Origin of the sequence: Frondihabitans sp. 762G35 (genome assembly GCF_002074055.1) — a bacterium.
Classification (GTDB): Bacteria; Actinomycetota; Actinomycetes; order Actinomycetales; family Microbacteriaceae; genus Frondihabitans.
Genome location: NZ_CP014619.1, coordinates 2214369 through 2233284 on the forward strand (window position 1 = coordinate 2214369; position 18916 = coordinate 2233284).

Genomic DNA, 18916 nt, shown 5'->3' on the forward strand with positions numbered 1-18916 from the left:
GTCGCCTTCGTCGCCGCCGGTGGCGTTCTCAGGCCGCTCCGCGAGACGCTCGCCCGCACTCTCGAGGACGAGGTCTCCCGCGGGCTCGGACGTCCACGGCTGTCGGGCCTGACGGCCGAGCAGGAGCGACGGGTCGTCGAGAGCATCCGGGCTCGCTGGCCGCACAGCACGGCGTCCGACGGTACGTCTGCGCCGCCTCCGCCGCAGCGGCAGAAGTCCCCTGGCCGGCGGCACACGAAGCGGGGCGGCCCTCTCACACCCGAATGGAGAGGACCGCCCCTTCTGGCGCTAGCGTCTCCTCGACCTGAACCGGCCGAGAGCACGGGATGCACCCAACATCCCGAGTCCCAGCGCGAGGATGCCTGCGCCCACGACCATCCACGGGAGGACGGTCGAGCCTGTGTAGGCCAGAGCCTGGCCGATGGTCGGCGTGGCCGACCCGGAGCCGGCGGGCGAGGTGACGCCCGACCCGGTGCCGGTGCCGCCCGTGCCTCCTGCACCCCCGTTGCCGGAGCCGCCGGTTCCCGCGCCGCCGTTGCCCGTGCCCACGGCCACGCCGCGGATCACCTGGAACGTCGTCGTGACGGGTGCCGAGGTGAAGCCCTCGACCGTCTCCGTGACGACGAAGCCGTGGCTTCCGGGGACCACGCCGGGGAAGGCCGTCGACCAGGTGCCGTCGCTGCCGGCGACGACCGTGGTGACCCGCGACCCGTCGAGCGTGACCGTCACCGTGGCTCCGGGCTCGGCCCGACCCGACACCGGGATGGTGACGCGGCCGGTCCCGAGGGTGGAGAAGGTCGAACCGCTCGCCGGGCTCCCGATCGTGACGGGCGCGATCGCCTGGATCGTGAACGCCTGGGCAGGAGCCGCGGTCGTCACTCCGGCGACCACCTGCGAGGCGACGAACGAGTGACCGCCCGTCCTGACCCCCGGGAACACGACGCTCCAGGTGCCGGATGCCGAGACCGTGGTCGTCTGCAGCGTGCCGTCGTCGAGGTTGACGGTCACCGGAGCCCCGGGCGTCCCGGTCCCCGTGACGGTGACGTCCTCCCGGGAGTCGCCGCCGGCATCGACGATCAGGGCGTTCGGCGCGGGCGAGGTGACCGTGATCGCCCCGCCGGCGGGCACCGACGCGACCGTGAACGTCACGCTCACGGGTGCCGAGGTGGCACCGGCGACCGTCTCCGTGGCCGCGACCGTGTGGCTCCCCTGGCCGAGCCCTCTGAGCGGGACGCTCCAGGCGCCCGAGCCGTCGGCCGTCGTCGTGACGGCCGCGCCGTTGTCGAGCGTCAGCCGGACGAGGGCTCCCGGCTCCGCCGTGCCGGTGACGGTGACGGAGGCGCCCAGCGACGAGGCCGGGACGACCTGGCCCGCCGTCGGAGCCGTGATCACCACGGGAGCCGTGCGGAGGGCGGAGATCGTCACGCTGGCCGAGCCGGTCGTGGTGCCGCCCGTCGTCTGGGTGACGACGACCGTCCGGGTTCCGTTGGGGACGTCGGTGACCGTGGTCGCCCAGGTCCCGTCGGAGCCGACCGTGACGGTGCGCGTGATTCCGCTGCCGAGGTCGACGCGGATGGTCGAGCCGGGCTCGCCCGTTCCCGTGACCGGGAAGTCGACCGTGCCGTTGCCGTCGGCGTCGCGGATGATCTGGCCGGCCGAGGGGCTGGTGATCGTCGGCGGCGTGACCGGGTCGGCCGTGACGGCGACCGTGAAGTCGACGCGGACCGGGGCCTGCGTCGTGCCGAGCACGGTCTGAGCGGCCGCCGCACTGTGGCTGCCGGGAGCGACACCCGCGAAGGTGACGGACCAGGTGCCGTTCGCGGTGACCGTCGCCGTCGTGGCTCCGGCCCCGTCGAGGTTCACCGACACGGAGGCACCGGGCTCGCCGGTGCCGGTGACGGCCACGGTGGCCGTCTGGCCGGTCGCCACCTGGTACTGCTGGCCGGAGCGGGGCGTCGTGACGGCGAGCGCCGCGGCGGCGCGCACCGTGACTCCTGCGGTCACCGGGGTCGTCGGGCCGTCGGCCAGCGTCTCGATCGCTGCGAGGGTGTGATCGCCCGTCGGGACGTTCCGGAACGTGACCGTCCAGGCGCCGTCCTGCCCGGCCGTGACCGTGACGGGCGTACCGCCGTCGAGCGACACCGACACGGTCGCCCCGGCCGCCGCCGTGCCCGACACCGGGAGGGTGGCGGTGCTGCCTTCGGCGGGGACGGTGATCACGGCGCCGTCGCGCGGGCTGACGATCGCGACCGGGTCGCCGACCGCGACGGTGATGTCACGGGTGACAGCCGGGAGAGCCGCTCCGGATGCCGTCTCGACCACGGAGATCGTGCGGTCGCCGACGGGCACGTCGCGGACGACGGCCGTCCAGCTCCCGTCGCCGGCGACCGTGGCGGTGGCCGTGAGGCCGTCACCGAGGTCGACCGCGATGGCGGCTCCGGGCTCCCCCGCCCCGCGGACGGTGACGTCCACGGTCGCGGTCGGGCCGGAGACGACGAGGGTCGTTCCGGCGGCCGGCGTCGTGATCGTGGCGGGGACGATGGTCCGCGCCTCGAGCTGCACCGAGTCGGAGCCGGTCAGCGTTCCACCGGTCGTCTGCGTGACGACGACGGTGATGGCGCCCACCGGGACGTCGGTCAGCGTCGTCGACCAGGCGCCGCCCGGAGCGACGGTGGTGGTCGCGGTGACGCCGCCGCCGCCGACGGTGATCGTGGAGCCGGGCTCGCCCGTCCCGGAGACGGGGAGGTCGACGAGACCGTTGCCGTCGGCGTCGGGCACGACGGTTCCGGCGGTCGGCGCGGTGATCACCACGGGGGCCGCGGGGGCCGTCGTGACGTCGACCGAGAAGGAGACCTCGACGGGGGCCTGGTCGGTCCCGCGGACGGTCTGCGTCGCCACCACCGAGTGGTCGCCCGCGGCGACGCCCGGGAACGACACGGTCCACGTGCCGTCCGACCCGACGGTCGCCGTGGCGGGCGTGCCGCCGTCGAGCGTCACCGAGACGCCGGCGCCCGGGAGTCCCGTCCCCGACACCGGGACCGTCGCGGTCCCGCCCGCCGGGATCTGGAAGCTCTGACCGGCCTGCGGCGTCGTGACGACGAGGGCAGGAGCGACGGCGACCGTGAACGCGTTGGTCACAGGCGTCGTGGTCCCGTCCGCGAGGGTCTCGGCCGCGGCGACCTCGTGAGTACCGACGGCGACGCCGGCGAAGGTCGTCGACCAGGAGCCGTCGGGTCCGGCCGTGACGACGACAGCGGTCCCGCCGTCGAGGGAGACGCTCACCCTCGCCCCCGGCTGCGCCGTTCCCGAGGCGGGGACGGACACCGTCGAGGTGCCGAGGGCGACCGGGATCGAGGATCCGTCGCGGGGCGTCGTCAGGGCGACCGGCGCGGCGACCCGCACCGAGAGATCCTGCGTGACCGGCGCGGTGTCGGTGCCGCCGATGTTCTCGGTGACGGAGATCGTGCGGTCGCCGACGGGGACATTCGGGACCACGGTGGACCAGCTGCCGTCCGTGCCCGCCGTGGCGGTCGCGGTGAGGCCTCCGCCGAGCGACACCGTCACGGACGCGCCGGGCTGAGCCGTTCCCGCGACAGGCACGTCGACCGTGGCGGTGGGGCCGCTCACGAAGAGCGGCTGTCCGGCCGTCGGCGCGGAGATGACGACCGCGGCCGCGGCCTGCACGGTGACGTCGACCGTGACCGGGGTCGCCGTGGTGGTCCCGCCGACCGTCTGCGTGACGGAGATCGTGCGCGGCCCGGTGGGGACGTCGTCGAGGGTCAGCGAGTAGGTGCCGTCGGCCCGCGTCGTCGCGGTCCCGGCGATCCCGCCCGGAGCCTCGGCGGTGACGGTGGAGCCGGGCTGCGCCGCGCCCTGGACCAGGATGCTCGTGGTCGAGGTCGGCGAGGCGACCACGAACACGGCACCGGTCGAGGGCTGCGTGACCGTGAGGGTCGCCGCGGCGACGATGTCGACGCCGCGCGTCACGACCGGCGAGGTGGTGCCGCCGACGGTCTGCGTGGCGCGGACGACGTGGGAGCCGACGCCGGTGCCGGGGAAGGTCGTCGACCAGGACCCGGACGAGTCGGCGGTCGCGACGCGGGCCGTGCCGCCGTCCAGCGTGACGCTGACGGAGGCTCCCGCCTGCGCCGTGCCCGAGACGGGGAGCTCGAGGGTCGACGAGGTGTCGGCGACGACGATCGACGTGCCCTGCGCGGGGCTGACGACGATGAGCGGCGATCCCGCCACGACGCGGACGGCCGAGGTCACCGGGTCGGAGGTCGTTCCGCCGACCTGCTCGGTGGCCGAGATCGTGCGGGTGCCCACCGGGACGTCCGCCACGGTCGTCGACCAGGAGCCGTCGGCTCCCGCGGTCGTCGTCGCGGTCAGGGCGTCTCCGAGGTCGACCGTGACGACGGCTCCGGGCTCGGCCGTGCCCGAGACGGGCAGGTCGACGGTGGAGGACGCGTCGGCGACGACCACGCGGCCGCCGTCGGCGGGCGAGGTGACGGTCACCGGGGCTCCGGCGACGATCGAGAACATCGTGTCGACCGGCGCGGAGGTCGTGCCGTTGACGGTCTGCGTGGCGCGGATCGCGTAGGCGCCGACCCCGAGATCGGGGACGTCGATGCTCCAGACGCCCGTCGGGGACGACGTGGTCGTGGCCGTCACTCCGGCGCCCAGGTCGATCGAGACGGAGGCGTTCGGCTCGGCCGTGCCCGTCACGGAGACGGTCGTCGTCGAGGACGGACCTGCCACGGTGACCTTCGAGCCGGTCGCCGGCGCGGTGATCGCCACGGGAGTCGCCGCCTGGATGACCAGCGTGCGCTCGACGGGGGCTGTCGTCGTCCCGCCGACCGTCTCGGTCGAGGAGAACAGGCGGGTGCCGGTCCCCACGGCGGGGAACGTGGTGCTCCAGCTGCCGTTGAGGGCGACGGTGGTGGTGCGCGTCGTCGTGCCGAGGGTCACGTCGACCGTGGCCCCGATCTGGCCCTGTCCGGAGACGACGACCGCGAGCGTGCTCGAGGCGTCGGCCACGCGGACGACGGTCCCGTCGATCGGGGTCGCGACCGTGAAGAGGCTGCCCGCGGCGACGGAGAAGTCGCGGGTGACGGGCGCGGAGGTCGTGCCGCCGAGGGTCTGCGTCACGCTCGCCGTGTAGGAGCCCACGCCGAGGCCGTCGCCGGAACCGTCCGAGCTGCCGTCGGCCGTCACCTGCCAGGAGCCGTCGGCTCCTGCGGTCGTCGTGACGGTCCCGGCCGTTCCGAGGTCGACCGTGACGGTCGCGCCGGGTTGCGCACTGCCGGAGATCGGGACGGGGACGACGGAGGTCGGGCCGGCCACGAGGACGACGGCGTCCGCGGCGGGTGCCACGACGGTCACCGGGTCGGCCGCGCGGATGGCGAAGGTCGTCGGAGTGGCGTCGTCCGTGGCGCCGCCCACCGCCTGCGTGGCATTCACCGTGTATGTGGCGACCGGGAGGTCGGCGAAGGACACCGTCCAGGCTCCCGTGGGGCCGGCCGTCGTCGTCCGGACGAGACCGGCACCGAGGTCGACGGTCACGTCGGCCCCCGCATCGGCGCGCCCTGCGACTTCGGTCGTCCGAGTGCCGGACGCGTCGGCCACGAGGAAGGTCGAGCCGTCGACGGGCGCCTGGATGACGATCGCGCCGCCGGTGACCACGTGGAAGGGCTGCGACTCCGGGGCGGAGGTCGAGCCGTTGATGCTCTGCGTGGCGGTCAGGGTGTAGTCGCCGACGGCGACGCCCGGGATCGTGACGGACCAGGCGCCGGAGCCCGAGGCCGTGGTCGTCGCGGCGAGCCCGCCACCGAAGGAGGCCGTGACGACGGCTCCCGGCTGTGCGGTGCCGGACACGGCGACGGTCGCCGTGTCGGTGCCGAACACCGTCACGCTGGCGTCGGGGGCGGGACGGACGATCGCGAGGGGTGCGCCCGCTCGGACGGTCAGATCCTGCGTGACGGCGGGCGAGGTGGTGCCGCCCACGGTCTGGGTGACGCTGATCGTGCGCGTCCCGATGGGGACGTCGTTCACGGGCACGGACCAGGTGCCGTCGGTCCCCGCGGTGGTCGTGGCCGTGAGCCCGCCTCCGAGGTCGACCGCGATGTCGGCGTTCGGCTGCGCGGTGCCCGCGACGGTGATGTCAGCGGTCGTGCCCGGCCCGGCGACGACGACGTCGACGGCCGGATCCGGAGCGGTGATCACGACGGGGGCGGCGGCCATCACGGAGAACGGCCGCGTGACCGGGGTCGACGTGGTGCCGCCGACGGTCTGCGACGCGCTCACGGTGTAGTCGCCGACGGGGACGGCCGGGAACGTGGTCGTCCAGGCGCCCGTCCCGGAGGCGGTGACGGTCGCGGAGCGGCCTCCGCCCAGCGAGACGGTGACCGGAGCGCTCGGCTCCGCGGTGCCCGAGACGGTCACCGGGGTGGTCGAGGTCGGGTCGGCGACGGTTGTCCGGGCGCCGGCGGCGGGGACCTGGATGACGACGGGCGCGCCGGCCACGACGGAGATGTCGCGGGTGACGGGGGCGGAGGTCGCTCCGGCCACGGTCTGCGTCGCGCTGATCGTGTAGTCGCCGACGGCGACGCTCGGGAACGTGGTGGTCCACGTTCCGGTGACGCTCGCCGTCACGGTCGCGGACACGCCGCTCGCGATCTGCACCTGGACGGCGCTACCGGCCTGCGCCGTCCCCGAGACGGTGACGGGGCTGGTCGACGTGGGACCGGCGACGCGGAACTGCGCTCCGGCCACGGGCGTCTGGATGGTGATCGGCGACGCCGCGACGACCTGGATGCCGCGGGTGATCGGTGCGGACTGCGTCCCGGCGACGGTCTGGGTGACGCTGACGGTGTAGCTGCCGACACCCACCGCGGTGACGGGGATGCTGTAGCCGCCGTCCGCGCCCGCCGTCGAGGTGGCGGTGAGCCCGCCGCCCAGGTCGGCCGTGACGCTCGCGCCCGGCTGGGCGGTTCCGGTCACGGTGACCGTCGTCGTCGAGGTGGCGCCGGGGACGACCAGCTGCGTGCCGTCGGCCGGTGCCGTGACCGTGAGCGCGGCTCCTGCGGCGACCGAGAAGTCGCGGGTGACGGCCGAGGACGTCGTGCCGCCGACGGTCTGCACGGCCGAGGCCGTGTAGCTGCCCACCGGAACGCCGGTGAACGGCGCGGACCACGTGCCGTCGGCCGCCGTCGTCGCGGTGGCGGTGCGGCCGGAGCCGAGGTCGACGGAGACCGACGCGCCGGGCGTCGCGGTGCCCTGGACGGTCACCGGCGTCGTCGCCGTTCCGGAGACGACGGTGAAGACGCGGCCCTCGGTCGGCGCCTGGATCGTGAGCGGCTGCTGGGCGACGACGGTGAAGTCGCGCGTGACCGCCGGGGACGCGGTACCGCCGATGCTCTGGGTGACGCTCGCCGTGACGGAGCCCACCCCGACACCCGGGATCGTCGCGGACCAGGAGCCGTCCGGGGCGACGGTCGCCGTGCCGGTGCGCCCCGCACCGAGGTCGACCGCGATGGTGGCTCCGGGCTCGCCGGTCCCCGTGACGGTGACCGACCGTGTGGCCGTCGACGTGGCGACGGTGAACTGCTGTCCCTGCGTGGGCGTCGCGATGGTGAGCGGCGCCGTGGGGGTGGCGTTCACGGTCGAGGTGGCCAGGTCGACCACGGCCGCATCGAGGGCAGGCAGGATGCTCAGGCGCAGCGCGTGCACGGACCGGGAGCCCTGATCGGTCCCCCGCGCGTCGCGGAAGCCGGAGGAGTCCTGCGCGTTGACGGTGATCGACACGAGCTGCGAGAGGATGCCGGTCAGCGCGCTGACCGTGGTGTTCACCGGACCGGTGACGGCGGCGAGAGTGGCCGTGACCCCGCCGACGGTCGGCTGGAAGACGGCGGCGAGGAGCGGGACGACCGTGTTGTCGACGACCGGCTGCAGCACCGGCGTGAGGACGGCGCTCGAGATCGAGAGGCCCGTGACGCCGATCGCCGTGGCGGACGCGCTGACGGTCGCGGGAGCGCGACCCGAGGTCTTGAGGAGGTTCGCGAGGGTGGTCGACGTGGTGATCGTGAGGTTCGACACGTTCACACCGGCGAGCTGGATCCGGCCGGTGATCGTCGTCGTCAGCGTCGCGTTGCCGACGGCCGTGACGACGGCCGTGTTGAGGGCCGCCGGGAGCTGCGTGACGAGGATGTCCTGGATCGCGGCGGTCACGAGCGACCGGAGCGCCGGCGTCGACAGGAGCTGCGTGTTCGGGTCCTGCCCGTTCAGCGCCTGCAGGGTGTTGAGGTCGATGACGATCTTCCCCGTCGAGGGCGTGATCGTGACGGCCCCCGAGGTGTACTGGCGGGCGAGGACGGGGGCGGTCACGGCCGACAGGCTGAGACCCGTCAGGTTCGTGGTCGCCGTCGTGCCGTTGAGGCTGAGGGCGCCGAGGCCGAGCGAGTTGAGCGCCGTGGTGATCGAGCCGGTGGAGCCCGAGACGACGCCGTTCAGGGCCGCCTGGTTCGTCGTGAGGCCGTTGAGATCGGAGCCGATGCCGTTCACGGCCGTCTGCAGCGACGTGTTCAGGGTGCCGATCGCGGGGCTCGTGACGGTGAATCCTGCGCTGGCGATGCCGTAGCCGGTTGTCGTCCCCACGGTGGTTCCGCGCGTGGCCGTGATCGTCGAGGCCAGGGCGCCGACGTCCAGCTGGGCGGCGCTGGCGACGGTGGCGGAGGCACCGATCCGGCTGAGCAGCGGGGTCAGGTTGAGGCTCGAGGCACTCCCCGGGGTGCCGGATCCGACGGCGATGCTGCCGTCCGACCCGACCAGTCCCGCGGAGGCCGTGGCCGAGGTCGCGGTGGACGAGGCGTACTGGCCGACGACACCGAGGTTCAGGATGCCGTTGGTGCCGAGCAGCTGCACGCCGTTGCCGAGCCCGACGCCCACGGTGGAGAGCGCGGTCAGGTCGAGGGGGTTGCTGACGGCTCCGGCGCTCGAGGTCGCGTTCGTCGACGAGTAGGCGCCCCTGAGCTGCGCGAGCGTGTCGACGTTCACGATGCCGCCGCCCGAGAGGAGCAGACCCTCCGAGGCGCTGATGTCGCCCGTCGCCGCCTGCGCGGGGACGATGGCGCCCGCGGCGATGACGGCGCCGACGACGGTCGCCGCTCCGAGCTTCAGCCATGGCCGACGGCCGAGGAAAACGGTGCGCCGACGCGCGGTCCCCTGGTGGTGCATGAGGTGCCTCTTCCTGACGGGCGGCGCCCGTCCCTGATCCGGGAAGCCCTCCGGTGGTGGGTCGGAGGGGTGGTGCGGTGGTGCTCGTCGCGGCGGTGGTTGGTCGCTGCGGGCGGCTGCGGTGGTGGGTCGCTGCCGGAGGTGCGGTGGTGCTGTGCTGCTGTGGTTCGGTGGTGCTGTGCTGCTCTGGTTCGGTTGAATGGTGCCGTCGGTGCCGTGGTGCGTCTTCGGCGGCGGGCGACTCTGCCCGCGGGCCGAAGGGGGCAGGATGCGCGCTGGTGAGACGCGCACCCTGCCGAGGTAGAGGCTGCCTCGGTCGACGATGGGCCATCGACGCGGGCTCGGCCTCTACGGATTGAGGGGAATACCCCCGGAGGCGGCGTGCGCGCGCACGAGTGGTGCACGGCTGTCCCTGATCCTGATGTGCGACGTCATGCCGCGTCCTCTCTGTCGGCATCGTGGTGAGCGACGCCGGTCCGGCAGGAGGCCTGGTGAGGACCTGGTGCGAACGTGCCGGGGAGGCTCTGGTGAGGGGCTTCTCCGGTTGGTGGCTCCATGATAGGCAGAACCAGACCGTTCGGGGCCGCCCGGGCCGGATTGTCCCCCCAACTGGGGCCCCCGGTCTGCCCTTCGGCGGACCCGGTCCGACGTGACCACGCCGCCGTTCGGCCCGTGCACCGTGCTCCGGCGGGCGCCCGCACACAGAAAAGACCCCCCACGCACCCGTCGCACACGCCGGCCAGGGGCCGGCGTGCCAGAAAAGCACCGTGCTCTGGCGGGGCGCCTGAAAACAGGAAAGACCCCCCATGCACCCACCGCGCACGACGGCCAGGGGCCGGCGTGCCAGAGAAGCACCGTGCTCTGGCAGGCGTCCGCACACGTAAAAGACCCCCCACGCACCCGCCCGCACGACGGCCAGGGGCCGGCGTGCCAAAGCAAGCACCGTGCTCTGGCGGGGCGCCTGAAAACAGGAAAGACCCCCCACGCACCCGCCAGAGCCCGGTTACCCTTGCTGCATTTCTGCCCTGGGGGAGTTGGCCTGGATGGCGCCACGTGGGGAGCCGCATTCAGTGTAGCGGTTCGCATCGGGCGTGCAGGACGGAGGGCTTTGATGGACGCATGAGAATCGTCATCGCCGGAGGCCACGGAAAGATCGCCCTCCTCCTCGCTCGCCAGCTGTCCGACGCCGGTCACGACCCCGTCGGGATCATCCGGAAGGCGGAGCAGACCGCCGACCTCGAGCAGGCGGGTGCGCGGGCTCTCGTGCTCGACCTGGAGTCGAGCGACGTGGACTCGCTCGCGGGTCACCTCGACGGGGCCGACGCGGTCGTGTTCGCGGCGGGTGGCGGCGGGTCGAGCGGCGCCGAACGCAAGCTCTCGATCGACCGTGACGGGGCGATCCTGCTGGCCGATGCCGCCGAGAAGGCGGGCGTCTCGCGCTACGTTCTGGTGTCGTCGATGCACGCCGACGACTTCGACGCGGATCGCGCGACGCTGCCCGCGGAGGGCGACGACGTGTTCCAGGTCTACCTGCGCGCGAAGAGCGAGGCCGACGCCGACCTCCGCTCGCGCGACGCGCTCGACTGGACCATCGTGCGTCCCGGCACCCTGACCGACGACGCCCCCACCGGGAACGTCTCCGTCGCCGCCCGCTTCGACGAGGGCACCATCTCGAGGGCCGACGTGGCCGCCCTGATCGTCTCCGCTCTCACGGAGGGCACGGCCGTGAAGACGCAGTTCGAGGTCATCACCGGCGAGGTGCCGATCAGCGACGCTCTCACGACCATCAAGTACTGACCCGATCGACCCTCGGGCCGCCGCCGTCAGACGATGGCGGCGGCCTGGCGGGCGATCTCGAGCTCCTCGTCGGTGGGAACGACGAGGACCGAGACGCGTGCCCCCTCGCGGGAGATGAACCGCGCCTCGCGCGACGAGAGCTCGTTGCGGTCGTCGTCGATCTCGATGCCGAGGAACTCCAGGCCGGCGAGCGTGCGCCGCCTCAAGAGAGCGTTGTTCTCCCCCACGCCGGCGGTGAACACCACCGTGTCCAGCCCGCCCAGCTGCGCCGCGTAAGCGCCGACGTAGTGCCGGATCCGGTGCCGGTAGACCGCCAGCGCGGCCTCGGCGACACCGTCGCCCCGCGACGCGGAGTCCTGCACGTCGCGCATGTCGCCGTTGCCGGTGAGCCCGAGGAGACCGCTCCGCTTGTTGAGCATCGTCTCGAGCTCGTCGAAGCCGAGACCGGCCTCGCGGTGCAGGTGGAAGATGACCGCAGGATCGACGTCGCCGGAGCGCGTGCCCATCACGAGCCCCTCCAGCGGGGTCAGGCCCATGGAGGTCTCGATGCTCCGCCCACCGCTGATGGCCGTCGCCGAGGCACCGTTCCCGATGTGCAGGACGATCATCTTCAGCTCCGCGAGCGGCACTCCGAGGAACTCCGCCGCGCGAGCGGACACGAACTTGTGAGACGTGCCGTGGAATCCGTAGCGCCGGACGTCGTACTCCCGCGCGAGGGCGTCGTCGATCGCGTAGGTGTAGGCGGCGGGCGTCAGCGTCTGGTGGAACGCGGTGTCGAAGACCGCCACCTGGGGGGCGTCGGGGAAAGCGTCGCGCGCGGCACGGATGCCCTGGAGGTTGGCGGGGTTGTGGAGCGGCGCCAGCGCGGAGAGGCGCTCGATCGACGCTTCGACTCCGGGGGTGACCACCGTCGCCCGGTCGAACTCCGACCCGCCGTGCACGACGCGGTGCCCCACGGCGATCAGCGGGTGCTCGGCGAACGAGGGCCCGTGCTTCTCGAAGGCCGCCAGCATCGCCGCGAAGCCGGCCACGTGGTCGGCGATGGGCTGGGAGTCGTTGGTGGTCTCCTCCCCCGTCTCGACGTTGCGGTGCTTCGTCTGCCCCGTGGGCTCGCCGATGCGCTCGACGAGTCCCGAGGCCAGCGTCCTCTCGCCGTCGAGTTCGATCAGCTGGTACTTGAACGACGACGAACCGGAGTTGACGACGAGGACGGCGCTCACAGGGCGGCTCCTTCGGAGGGGTCGGGTGTCGGGTGGGAAGCGGGCTCGATGCCCGCCTGGATGGCCGTGATGGCGACCGTGTTGACGATGTCGCTCACCAGGGCGCCACGGGAGAGGTCGTTGATCGGCTTTCGGAGACCCTGCAGGATGGGCCCGATGGCGACGGCTCCTGCGCTCCGCTGCACGGCCTTGTAGGTGTTGTTACCCGTGTTGAGGTCGGGGAAGATGAACACGGTGGCGCGCCCCGCCACCTCCGAGTCGGGCATCTTCGCCAGGGCCACGGTCGGGTCGGCCGCGGCGTCGTACTGGATCGGGCCCTCGACGAGCAGGTCGGGTCGGCGCTCGCGGACGAGAGCCGTGGCGAGCCGCACCTTCTCGACGTCGGCCCCCGAGCCGGAGTCGCCCGTGGAGTAGCTGAGCATCGCGATCCGCGGCTCGATGCCGAACTGGACGGCCGTCTGCGCCGACGAGATGGCGATGTCGGCGAGCTGCTCGGCGGTCGGATCGGGGATGACCGCGCAGTCGCCGTAGACGAGGACGCGGTCGGCGAGAGCCATGAGGAACACGCTCGACACCACCCCCACGTCGGGCAGCGTCTTGATGACCTCGAACGCCGGGCGGATCGTGTGCGCGGTCGTGTGCTTGGCACCGGAGACCATGCCGTCGGCGAGGCCGAGCTTCACCATCATGGTGCCGAAGTAGGAGACGTCGGTGACGGTGTCCATCGCGCGGTCCATCGTGATCCCCTTGTGTGCGCGCAGCTCGGCGTAGGCCGTGGCGAAGCGCACCTGGAGATCGTGGTCGGTCGGATCGAGGACGTCCGCCTCGCTCAGGTCGAGGCCGAGCTCCGCCCCCCGCGCCCGGATGCTCTGCTCGTCGCCGAGGAGCGTCAGCTTCGCGACGCCGCGCTGGAGCAGCGACGACGCGGCCCGCAGGATGCGGTCGTCGTCGCCCTCCGGCAGGACGATGTGCTTCTGGATGCTCCGCGCCCGATCGAGCAGCTGGTACTCGAACATCAGCGGCGTCACCACCGACGACGGGCTGACCTCGAGGAGCCGCAGCAGCTCCTTCGAGTCGACGTGCGTCTCGAAGAGGGCCAGCGCCAGATCGTACTTGCGCGGCGACTCCGCCGCGAGGCGACCGCGCGTCTGCGTGATGCGCAGCGCCGTGTCGTAGGTGCCCAGATCGGACCACAGGATCGGGAGCGTGCTGTCGAGACCACCGAGGAGCCTCACGACCTGCGGTGCCAGATCGAAGCCGCCGTTCAGGACGATGCCCGCGAGCGACGGGAACGTGTCGGACGCGTGAGCGAGGACGGTTGCGACGAGCACGTCGGACCGGTCACCCGGCACCACGACGACCGCCCCCTCCGTCAGCCGCGGCAGGACGTTCTCCATCGACATCGCCGCCACGACGACACCGACCGCCTCGCGGTCGAGGAGCTCCTCGTCGCCTCGCAGGAGGCGCGCGTGCGTCGCGGCCATCACCGCGCGGAGCGTCGGCGAGACGAGGACGCGGTCCTCCGGCAGCGCCCACACCGGAACCCGGCCGGTGGCGGTGCCCTCGAGGGCGTCGCCGATGCCGTCGACGACCTCCCCCATCAGATCGGTCTCGACCCGGTTCGCGACGACGGCGAGGAGTGTCGCGTGCTCGCTCCGCAACTCCGCCGTGGTGAGATCGGCGACCTGGCGCATGTCCGCGCCCGTCCGGGGCTGAGCGCCGTCCGACGTGCGACCCCCCAGGACGAGCAGGACCGGGGCCCCCAGGTTCGCGGCGATCCTCGCGTTGAACGACAGCTCGGTGGGGCTCCCGACGTCGGTGTAGTCGGAGCCGATGATGACGACCGCGTCGCACTGACGCTCCACCGCCGCGAACCGCCCCACGATCGTCGCGAGCGCGGTGTCCGGATCGGCGTGGACGTCGTCGTACGTGACACCGATGCAGTCGTCGTAGTCGAGATCCACGCTGTCGTGCGCGAGGAGCAGCTCCAGCACGTAGTCGGGCTCGCTCGTCGACCGGGCGACCGGGCGGAAGACACCGACACGCCCCACCTCGTGGCTCAGCGTGTCGAGCACACCCAGCGCGATCGTGGACTTCCCGGTGTGGCCTTCGGCGGACGTGATGTAGATGCGAGTCGACACGAGGCAACTGTATGGCCGCAGGCTCCGAGCATCCTGCGCCGTCCTCCACCGACCCGATCCCCGGACGACTACTCCACAGGAGTCGCGGGATGGTTCGTCACCGGCCGGAAGACCCGGTAGAGTTCTCTAGGTCGTCCGGCTCGACACCCCCCCGGGGTGCGATCCCGACTGCTGGAGAATTCGCCTAGTGGCCTATGGCGCACGCTTGGAAAGCGTGTTGGGTGCAAGCCCTCGGGGGTTCGAATCCCCCATTCTCCGCACAGGAAAAGCCCTGCCCCTTCTGGGGCGGGGCTTTTCCTGTGCGGAGACCACGTTTGGCGCCCTCCGGGCGCGCCCGGCGATCGTTGGGCGGGGTGGTGCGGCACCCGGCGCGTTCTGTTGCACGGGGCGGGGCGGGTGCGACCTGCGGTCGGCACTCGCCCCTTGCGGCGGAGGGGCGGGGCGGGTGCGGCCTTCGGCCGGCACTCGCCCCTTTGCGGCACGGGTGGGCGTGCGGCCTGCGGCCGGCACTCGCGTGGGGCGTGCGGCCTGCGGCCGGCATTTGCGTGCGTGCGACAGGGGCGTGCGGCCTTCGGCCGACACTCGCGTGCGGGGTGGAGCGTGCGGCCTTCGGCCGACACTTGCGTGCGTGCGACGGGGGCGTGCGGCCTGCGGCCGACACTGGCGGGGCGGGGCGGGAGCAGGAGGGGGCGGGGCGGGGACGCAGCGCGCGTAGGGTGGAGGGGTGGCAGAGGCGACGACGGCGCGGGTGGACTCCTGGCTGTGGGCCGTCCGCCTGTACAGGACGCGATCGGCGGCCACGGCCGCGTGCCGCGCCGGACACGTACGGGTCAACGGGGAGCGGGCGAAGGCCGCGCAGACCGTCCGCGCCGGCGACGAGGTGCGGGCGCGCCAGGACGGCTTCGATCGCATCGTCGTGGTCGAGAAGCTCCTGGTCAAACGCGTCGGCGCACCGGTCGCCGCCGAGGCCCTGACCGACCTCACGCCGCCCCGGCCGCCGCGCGAGGAGGTCTTCTTCGTCCCCGTCCGAGACCGCGGAACCGGTCGTCCGACGAAGCGCGACCGCCGGGAGATCGACCGGCTCCGCGAGCGCCTCGACGACCTCCCCGACGACTGACGGCGCGCCGGGAATCACCGCCGGAAAAACATACCGGTCGACCGGATACCTCCCGAACTGGGCTGTTCCGCAGTCGTCCGATTCCCGTAAGGTGATGCCAGCGCAGCGGGTACCAGGGGTGGGCCGCCTGCGATCGTTCCGATGTCCAGGGGAAAATCTCGATGCACGACGAAATCGACAGCGTGACCGACGAGGTCCGTGAGACTCCGATCCAGGAGCTCGGCCGCACTGCCCTGCTCTCCGGCGCCGTCTCGCTCCTGCCGGTGTTCGCCGCCCTCGTCTGGCTGACCGTCGGCTCGGCGTGGTGGGTCGTCGTGATCCTCGCCGAGGTCGCGATCACCGCCCTGTTCTTCGCCGTCTACATCCGGTTCCGACTCGTCTTCGCCCAGGTCACGCCCACCGCGTTCGTGAAGCGCAGGATGCTCCTGCCCCTCGTCCACGTCGACCGCGACGAGATCGCCTCCCTCGTGATGGCCAAGGTCTACCGGCACAACTCGACCGAGGTCCTCCCCCAGCTCCTCGGCCTCGGCCCGGACGGCCGCCGAGTGCTCGGCATGAGCGGGCTGTTCTGGACCGAGGCCTCCATCCTGCGGATCGCCGAGGCCCTCGACGTCCAGACCGTCGTCGTCGAGGACCACCTGATGCGCCGCGACTACTACGCGCGCTTCCCGATGGCCCGCGCCTGGTACGGGCGCCGCGACGTCCGGACCCTCGCCGTCGTCGCGTCGATCGGAGTCGTGGCGCTGGCCGTCTCCGGTATCGAGAACCTCGTCAGCCTGCCCTAGTCGGGGCGATCGGCGACGAGGGTCGTCGACGACCGTCAGCGACGGCGCAGCGTGCCGAAGATCCCCTTGACCATCTCGCGGACGATCGTCTTGCCGGTCGACGACCCGAGGAGGTCCTCGATCATTGACCCCGCCCCCTGGGCCCGCGTGGTGGAGGCACGGGATCGCGTCGACGAGGCGCGGGTCTGCCGGGCCTTCTCCGTCTTCTCGAACTCGCGCTGCTGGCGCTCGAAGGCGGCCTGGGCCGTGGCACGCTCCTTGGCGGCGACGGCCTCGGCACGGGCATCCTGCTTGGCCTTCGCCTCGGCCTCCTTGGCCGCGAGCGCCTCCTCCTTCACGCGCTGCTCGGCCTCGACCTTCGCCCTGTCGGCCTGCGACGCGGCCTCGAGCTTCGCCGTCAGGATCTCGCGGGCCGACTCGCGGTCGATCGCGGTTCCGTAGGTCGCGAGGAGCGGGGACGACGCGACCGTCTGCTGCATCGTCGCCTCGGGTGTCGGCGCCATCGAGCTCCGGGGCGCCCGGAGCCGCGTCCACGCGACCGGCGATGGCGCCCCCTTCTCGTTCATGACCGTCACGATCGCCTCGCCCGTGGCGAGACCCTGGAGCACCTCGGCGAGGTCGTAGCCGCTCGACGGATAGGTCGACACGGTGGCTTTGAGGGCCTTGGCGTCGTCGGGCGTGAACGCACGGAGCTGGTGCTGCACGCGGGAGCCGAGCTGCGCCAGGATCTCGCCCGGGACGTCCTTCGGCGTCTGCGTGACGAAGACGATGCCGACCCCCTTCGAGCGGATGAGGCGCACGGTCTGGGTGATCTGCGTCAGGAAGTCCTTGGACGCGTCGCGGAAGAGCAGGTGCGCCTCGTCGAAGAAGAAGACCAGCTTCGGCTTGTCGAGGTCGCCGACCTCCGGCAGGTCGTTGTAGAGGTCGGCGAGCATCCACATCAGGAAGGTCGAGAAGAGCGCCGGCTGCGTGGCCACCCCGGGGAGCTCCAGGAGGCTGACGATGCCGCGGCCGTCGGGCGCGAGGCGGAGGAACTCGGCCGTGTCGATCTCCGGCTCGCCGAAGAAGAGGTCCGCACCCTGGTCGGCGAACGTGACGAGCTCGCGCAGGATCACGCCGACGGTCGCCGAGCTGAGGCCCCCGAGGTCCTCGAGCTCGACCTTCCCGGCGTCACTCGTGAGAAAGGTCAGCACGGCACGGAGGTCGGTGAGGTCGAGGAGCGGCAGGCCCGCCTGCTCGGCGTAGTGGAAGACGAGCCCGAGGCTCGACTCCTGCGTGGCGTTGAGCCCGAGGACCTTGCTGAGCAGGAGCGGGCCGAAGCCCGACACCGTGGCCCGCACGGGGATCCCCGTCCCCCGTCCGCCGAGCGCGAAGTACTCCGTGGGCGCGGCCTCGGGCGACCAGTCCTGGCCGATCCCCCGCGTGCGCTCCAGCAGCTTTTCGTTCGACTCCCCCGGGCTGGCGATCCCCGAGAGGTCGCCCTTGATGTCCGCGGCGAAGACGGGCACGCCCGCGCGGGAGAGCTGCTCGGCCAGGACCTGCAGCGTCTTCGTCTTGCCGGTGCCGGTGGCTCCGGCGACGAGTCCGTGCCGATTGAGCATGGCGAGCGGGATGCGCACGGGCACGTCGGCGAGCGCGTCGCCGTTGACGAGCGCACCCATCTCGAGCGCGGGGCCGTCGAAGGAGTAGCCGGCGCGGATCCTGGCGACCTGGTCGGCGTCGAGGGGCCCGGCGGTCTCGACCGCAGGAGCCACGGGACCACTGCTCGCCGTCGCCGCGGCTGCCGCCTCGGCGGCCGCACTCGCCAGAGCCGCAGCCTCCGCCGCACGCTCCTGCGCCCGCGCCAGGGCCTCGTCCGCCTCCCTCTTGGCGGTCTCGGCGGCGGCCACAGCCGCCTCCGCTTCGAGGCGTGCGGTTTCGGCGGCGTCGCTCATGGCGACAGCCTAGGAGCCCGCGGGCGCCGCCGCTCGTTTTTCGAGCCGGTGTCGTTCCGCGAGGAGCCGGTACGCGAACGGCGCCCAGAGGACGACCGCCACTCCCGCGCCGATCAGGACGCCGCCGACGGTGTCCGAGAGCCAGTGGGCCCCCAGGTAGGTGCGGCTGAGGAGCATGAGCACGGAGTAGACGACGCCGGCGACCCACACCCGGGTGCGGCGGAGGATCACGCCCAGCGTCACGGCGATCGTGACGGCGTTCGCCACGTGCCCGGACGGGAACGACCCGAAGTCGCTCGCGACGAGGATGTCGAGGGGGCGCGCCCGGCCGAACAGGTGCTTGAGCAGCTGGACGACACCGGCGCTCAGCACGGACGCCAGGACGAAATAGAGGGCCGCCCAGCGTCTCCTGCGGACCACCAGGAGGAGCGCGATGACGATCGGCACGACGAAGATCCCGAACCAGCCTCCGCCGAGGAAGTTCATGACGAGGGCCGGGACCTCCCACAGCGGCGACCGGTGCTCCACGATCTCGGCCATCCACTCGGTGTCGATCTCGAGCCGGCCCCGACGGAGCGTGACGAGCCAGCCCAGGAGGAGCGCCAGGCCGAGGCCGCCCAGGGCGGAGACGAAGGGCCATCGTCGCTGGACCCGGAGAGCGATCCGGCGCTCGTCGGTGGAGTCGGTCATC

Annotated in this window: 8 protein-coding genes, 1 tRNA gene and 1 other RNA gene; 4 read left to right on the plus strand and 6 right to left on the minus strand. The window is 72.7% G+C overall.

The genetic code is table 11. From position 1 onward, the window contains the following. Window positions 1–288: 288 nt before the first annotated feature. A complete protein-coding gene (locus tag AS850_RS10540; RefSeq protein WP_119869079.1) occupies window positions 289–9231 on the minus strand; it encodes a beta strand repeat-containing protein in 8943 nt (2980 codons plus the stop codon). A gap of 969 nt (window positions 9232–10200) precedes the next feature. Continuing rightward, window positions 10201–10297, minus strand: an RNA gene (ffs, locus tag AS850_RS10545) — signal recognition particle sRNA small type. Window positions 10298–10350: 53 nt separating this feature from the next. Between ffs and AS850_RS10550 the strand changes: the two genes are divergently transcribed. Further along, window positions 10351–11028 (plus strand): SDR family oxidoreductase, encoded by a 678-nt coding sequence (locus tag AS850_RS10550; RefSeq protein ID WP_119869080.1) that lies wholly within the window; start codon window positions 10351–10353, stop codon window positions 11026–11028. Between the two features lie 26 nt (window positions 11029–11054). On the opposite strand, the gene AS850_RS10555 is transcribed toward AS850_RS10550, so the two are convergent. Both AS850_RS10555 and pta read right to left on the minus strand, forming a co-directional pair. Continuing rightward, window positions 11055–12248, minus strand: a complete 1194-nt coding sequence (locus AS850_RS10555) for an acetate/propionate family kinase (RefSeq protein ID WP_119869081.1) — start codon at window positions 12246–12248, stop codon at window positions 11055–11057. Beyond that, window positions 12245–14389, minus strand: coding sequence for a phosphate acetyltransferase (gene pta, locus AS850_RS10560; RefSeq protein ID WP_119869082.1), 2145 nt, complete (start codon window positions 14387–14389; stop codon window positions 12245–12247). Before pta ends, AS850_RS10555 begins: the two co-directional genes overlap by 4 nt. A gap of 173 nt (window positions 14390–14562) precedes the next feature. On the opposite strand from pta, the gene AS850_RS10565 reads away from it, so the two are divergent. From AS850_RS10565 to AS850_RS10575, 3 genes are all read left to right on the plus strand, one after another. After that, window positions 14563–14647 (plus strand) — tRNA-Ser (locus AS850_RS10565). Between the two features lie 466 nt (window positions 14648–15113). Beyond that, a complete protein-coding gene (locus AS850_RS10570; protein ID WP_119869083.1) occupies window positions 15114–15506 on the plus strand; it encodes an RNA-binding S4 domain-containing protein in 393 nt (130 codons plus the stop codon). Between the two features lie 161 nt (window positions 15507–15667). Continuing rightward, on the plus strand, window positions 15668–16291 hold the full coding sequence (locus tag AS850_RS10575; protein ID WP_119869084.1) for a hypothetical protein: 624 nt from the start codon (window positions 15668–15670) through the stop codon (window positions 16289–16291). Between the two features lie 35 nt (window positions 16292–16326). Here the strand turns inward: AS850_RS10575 and AS850_RS10580 are convergent, their stop codons facing one another. Further along, a complete protein-coding gene (locus AS850_RS10580) occupies window positions 16327–18225 on the minus strand; it encodes a helicase HerA-like domain-containing protein (RefSeq protein WP_119869085.1) in 1899 nt (632 codons plus the stop codon). A gap of 9 nt (window positions 18226–18234) precedes the next feature. Then, a complete protein-coding gene (locus tag AS850_RS10585) occupies window positions 18235–18915 on the minus strand; it encodes a phosphatase PAP2 family protein (RefSeq protein WP_119870262.1) in 681 nt (226 codons plus the stop codon). Window position 18916 lies beyond the last annotated feature (1 nt).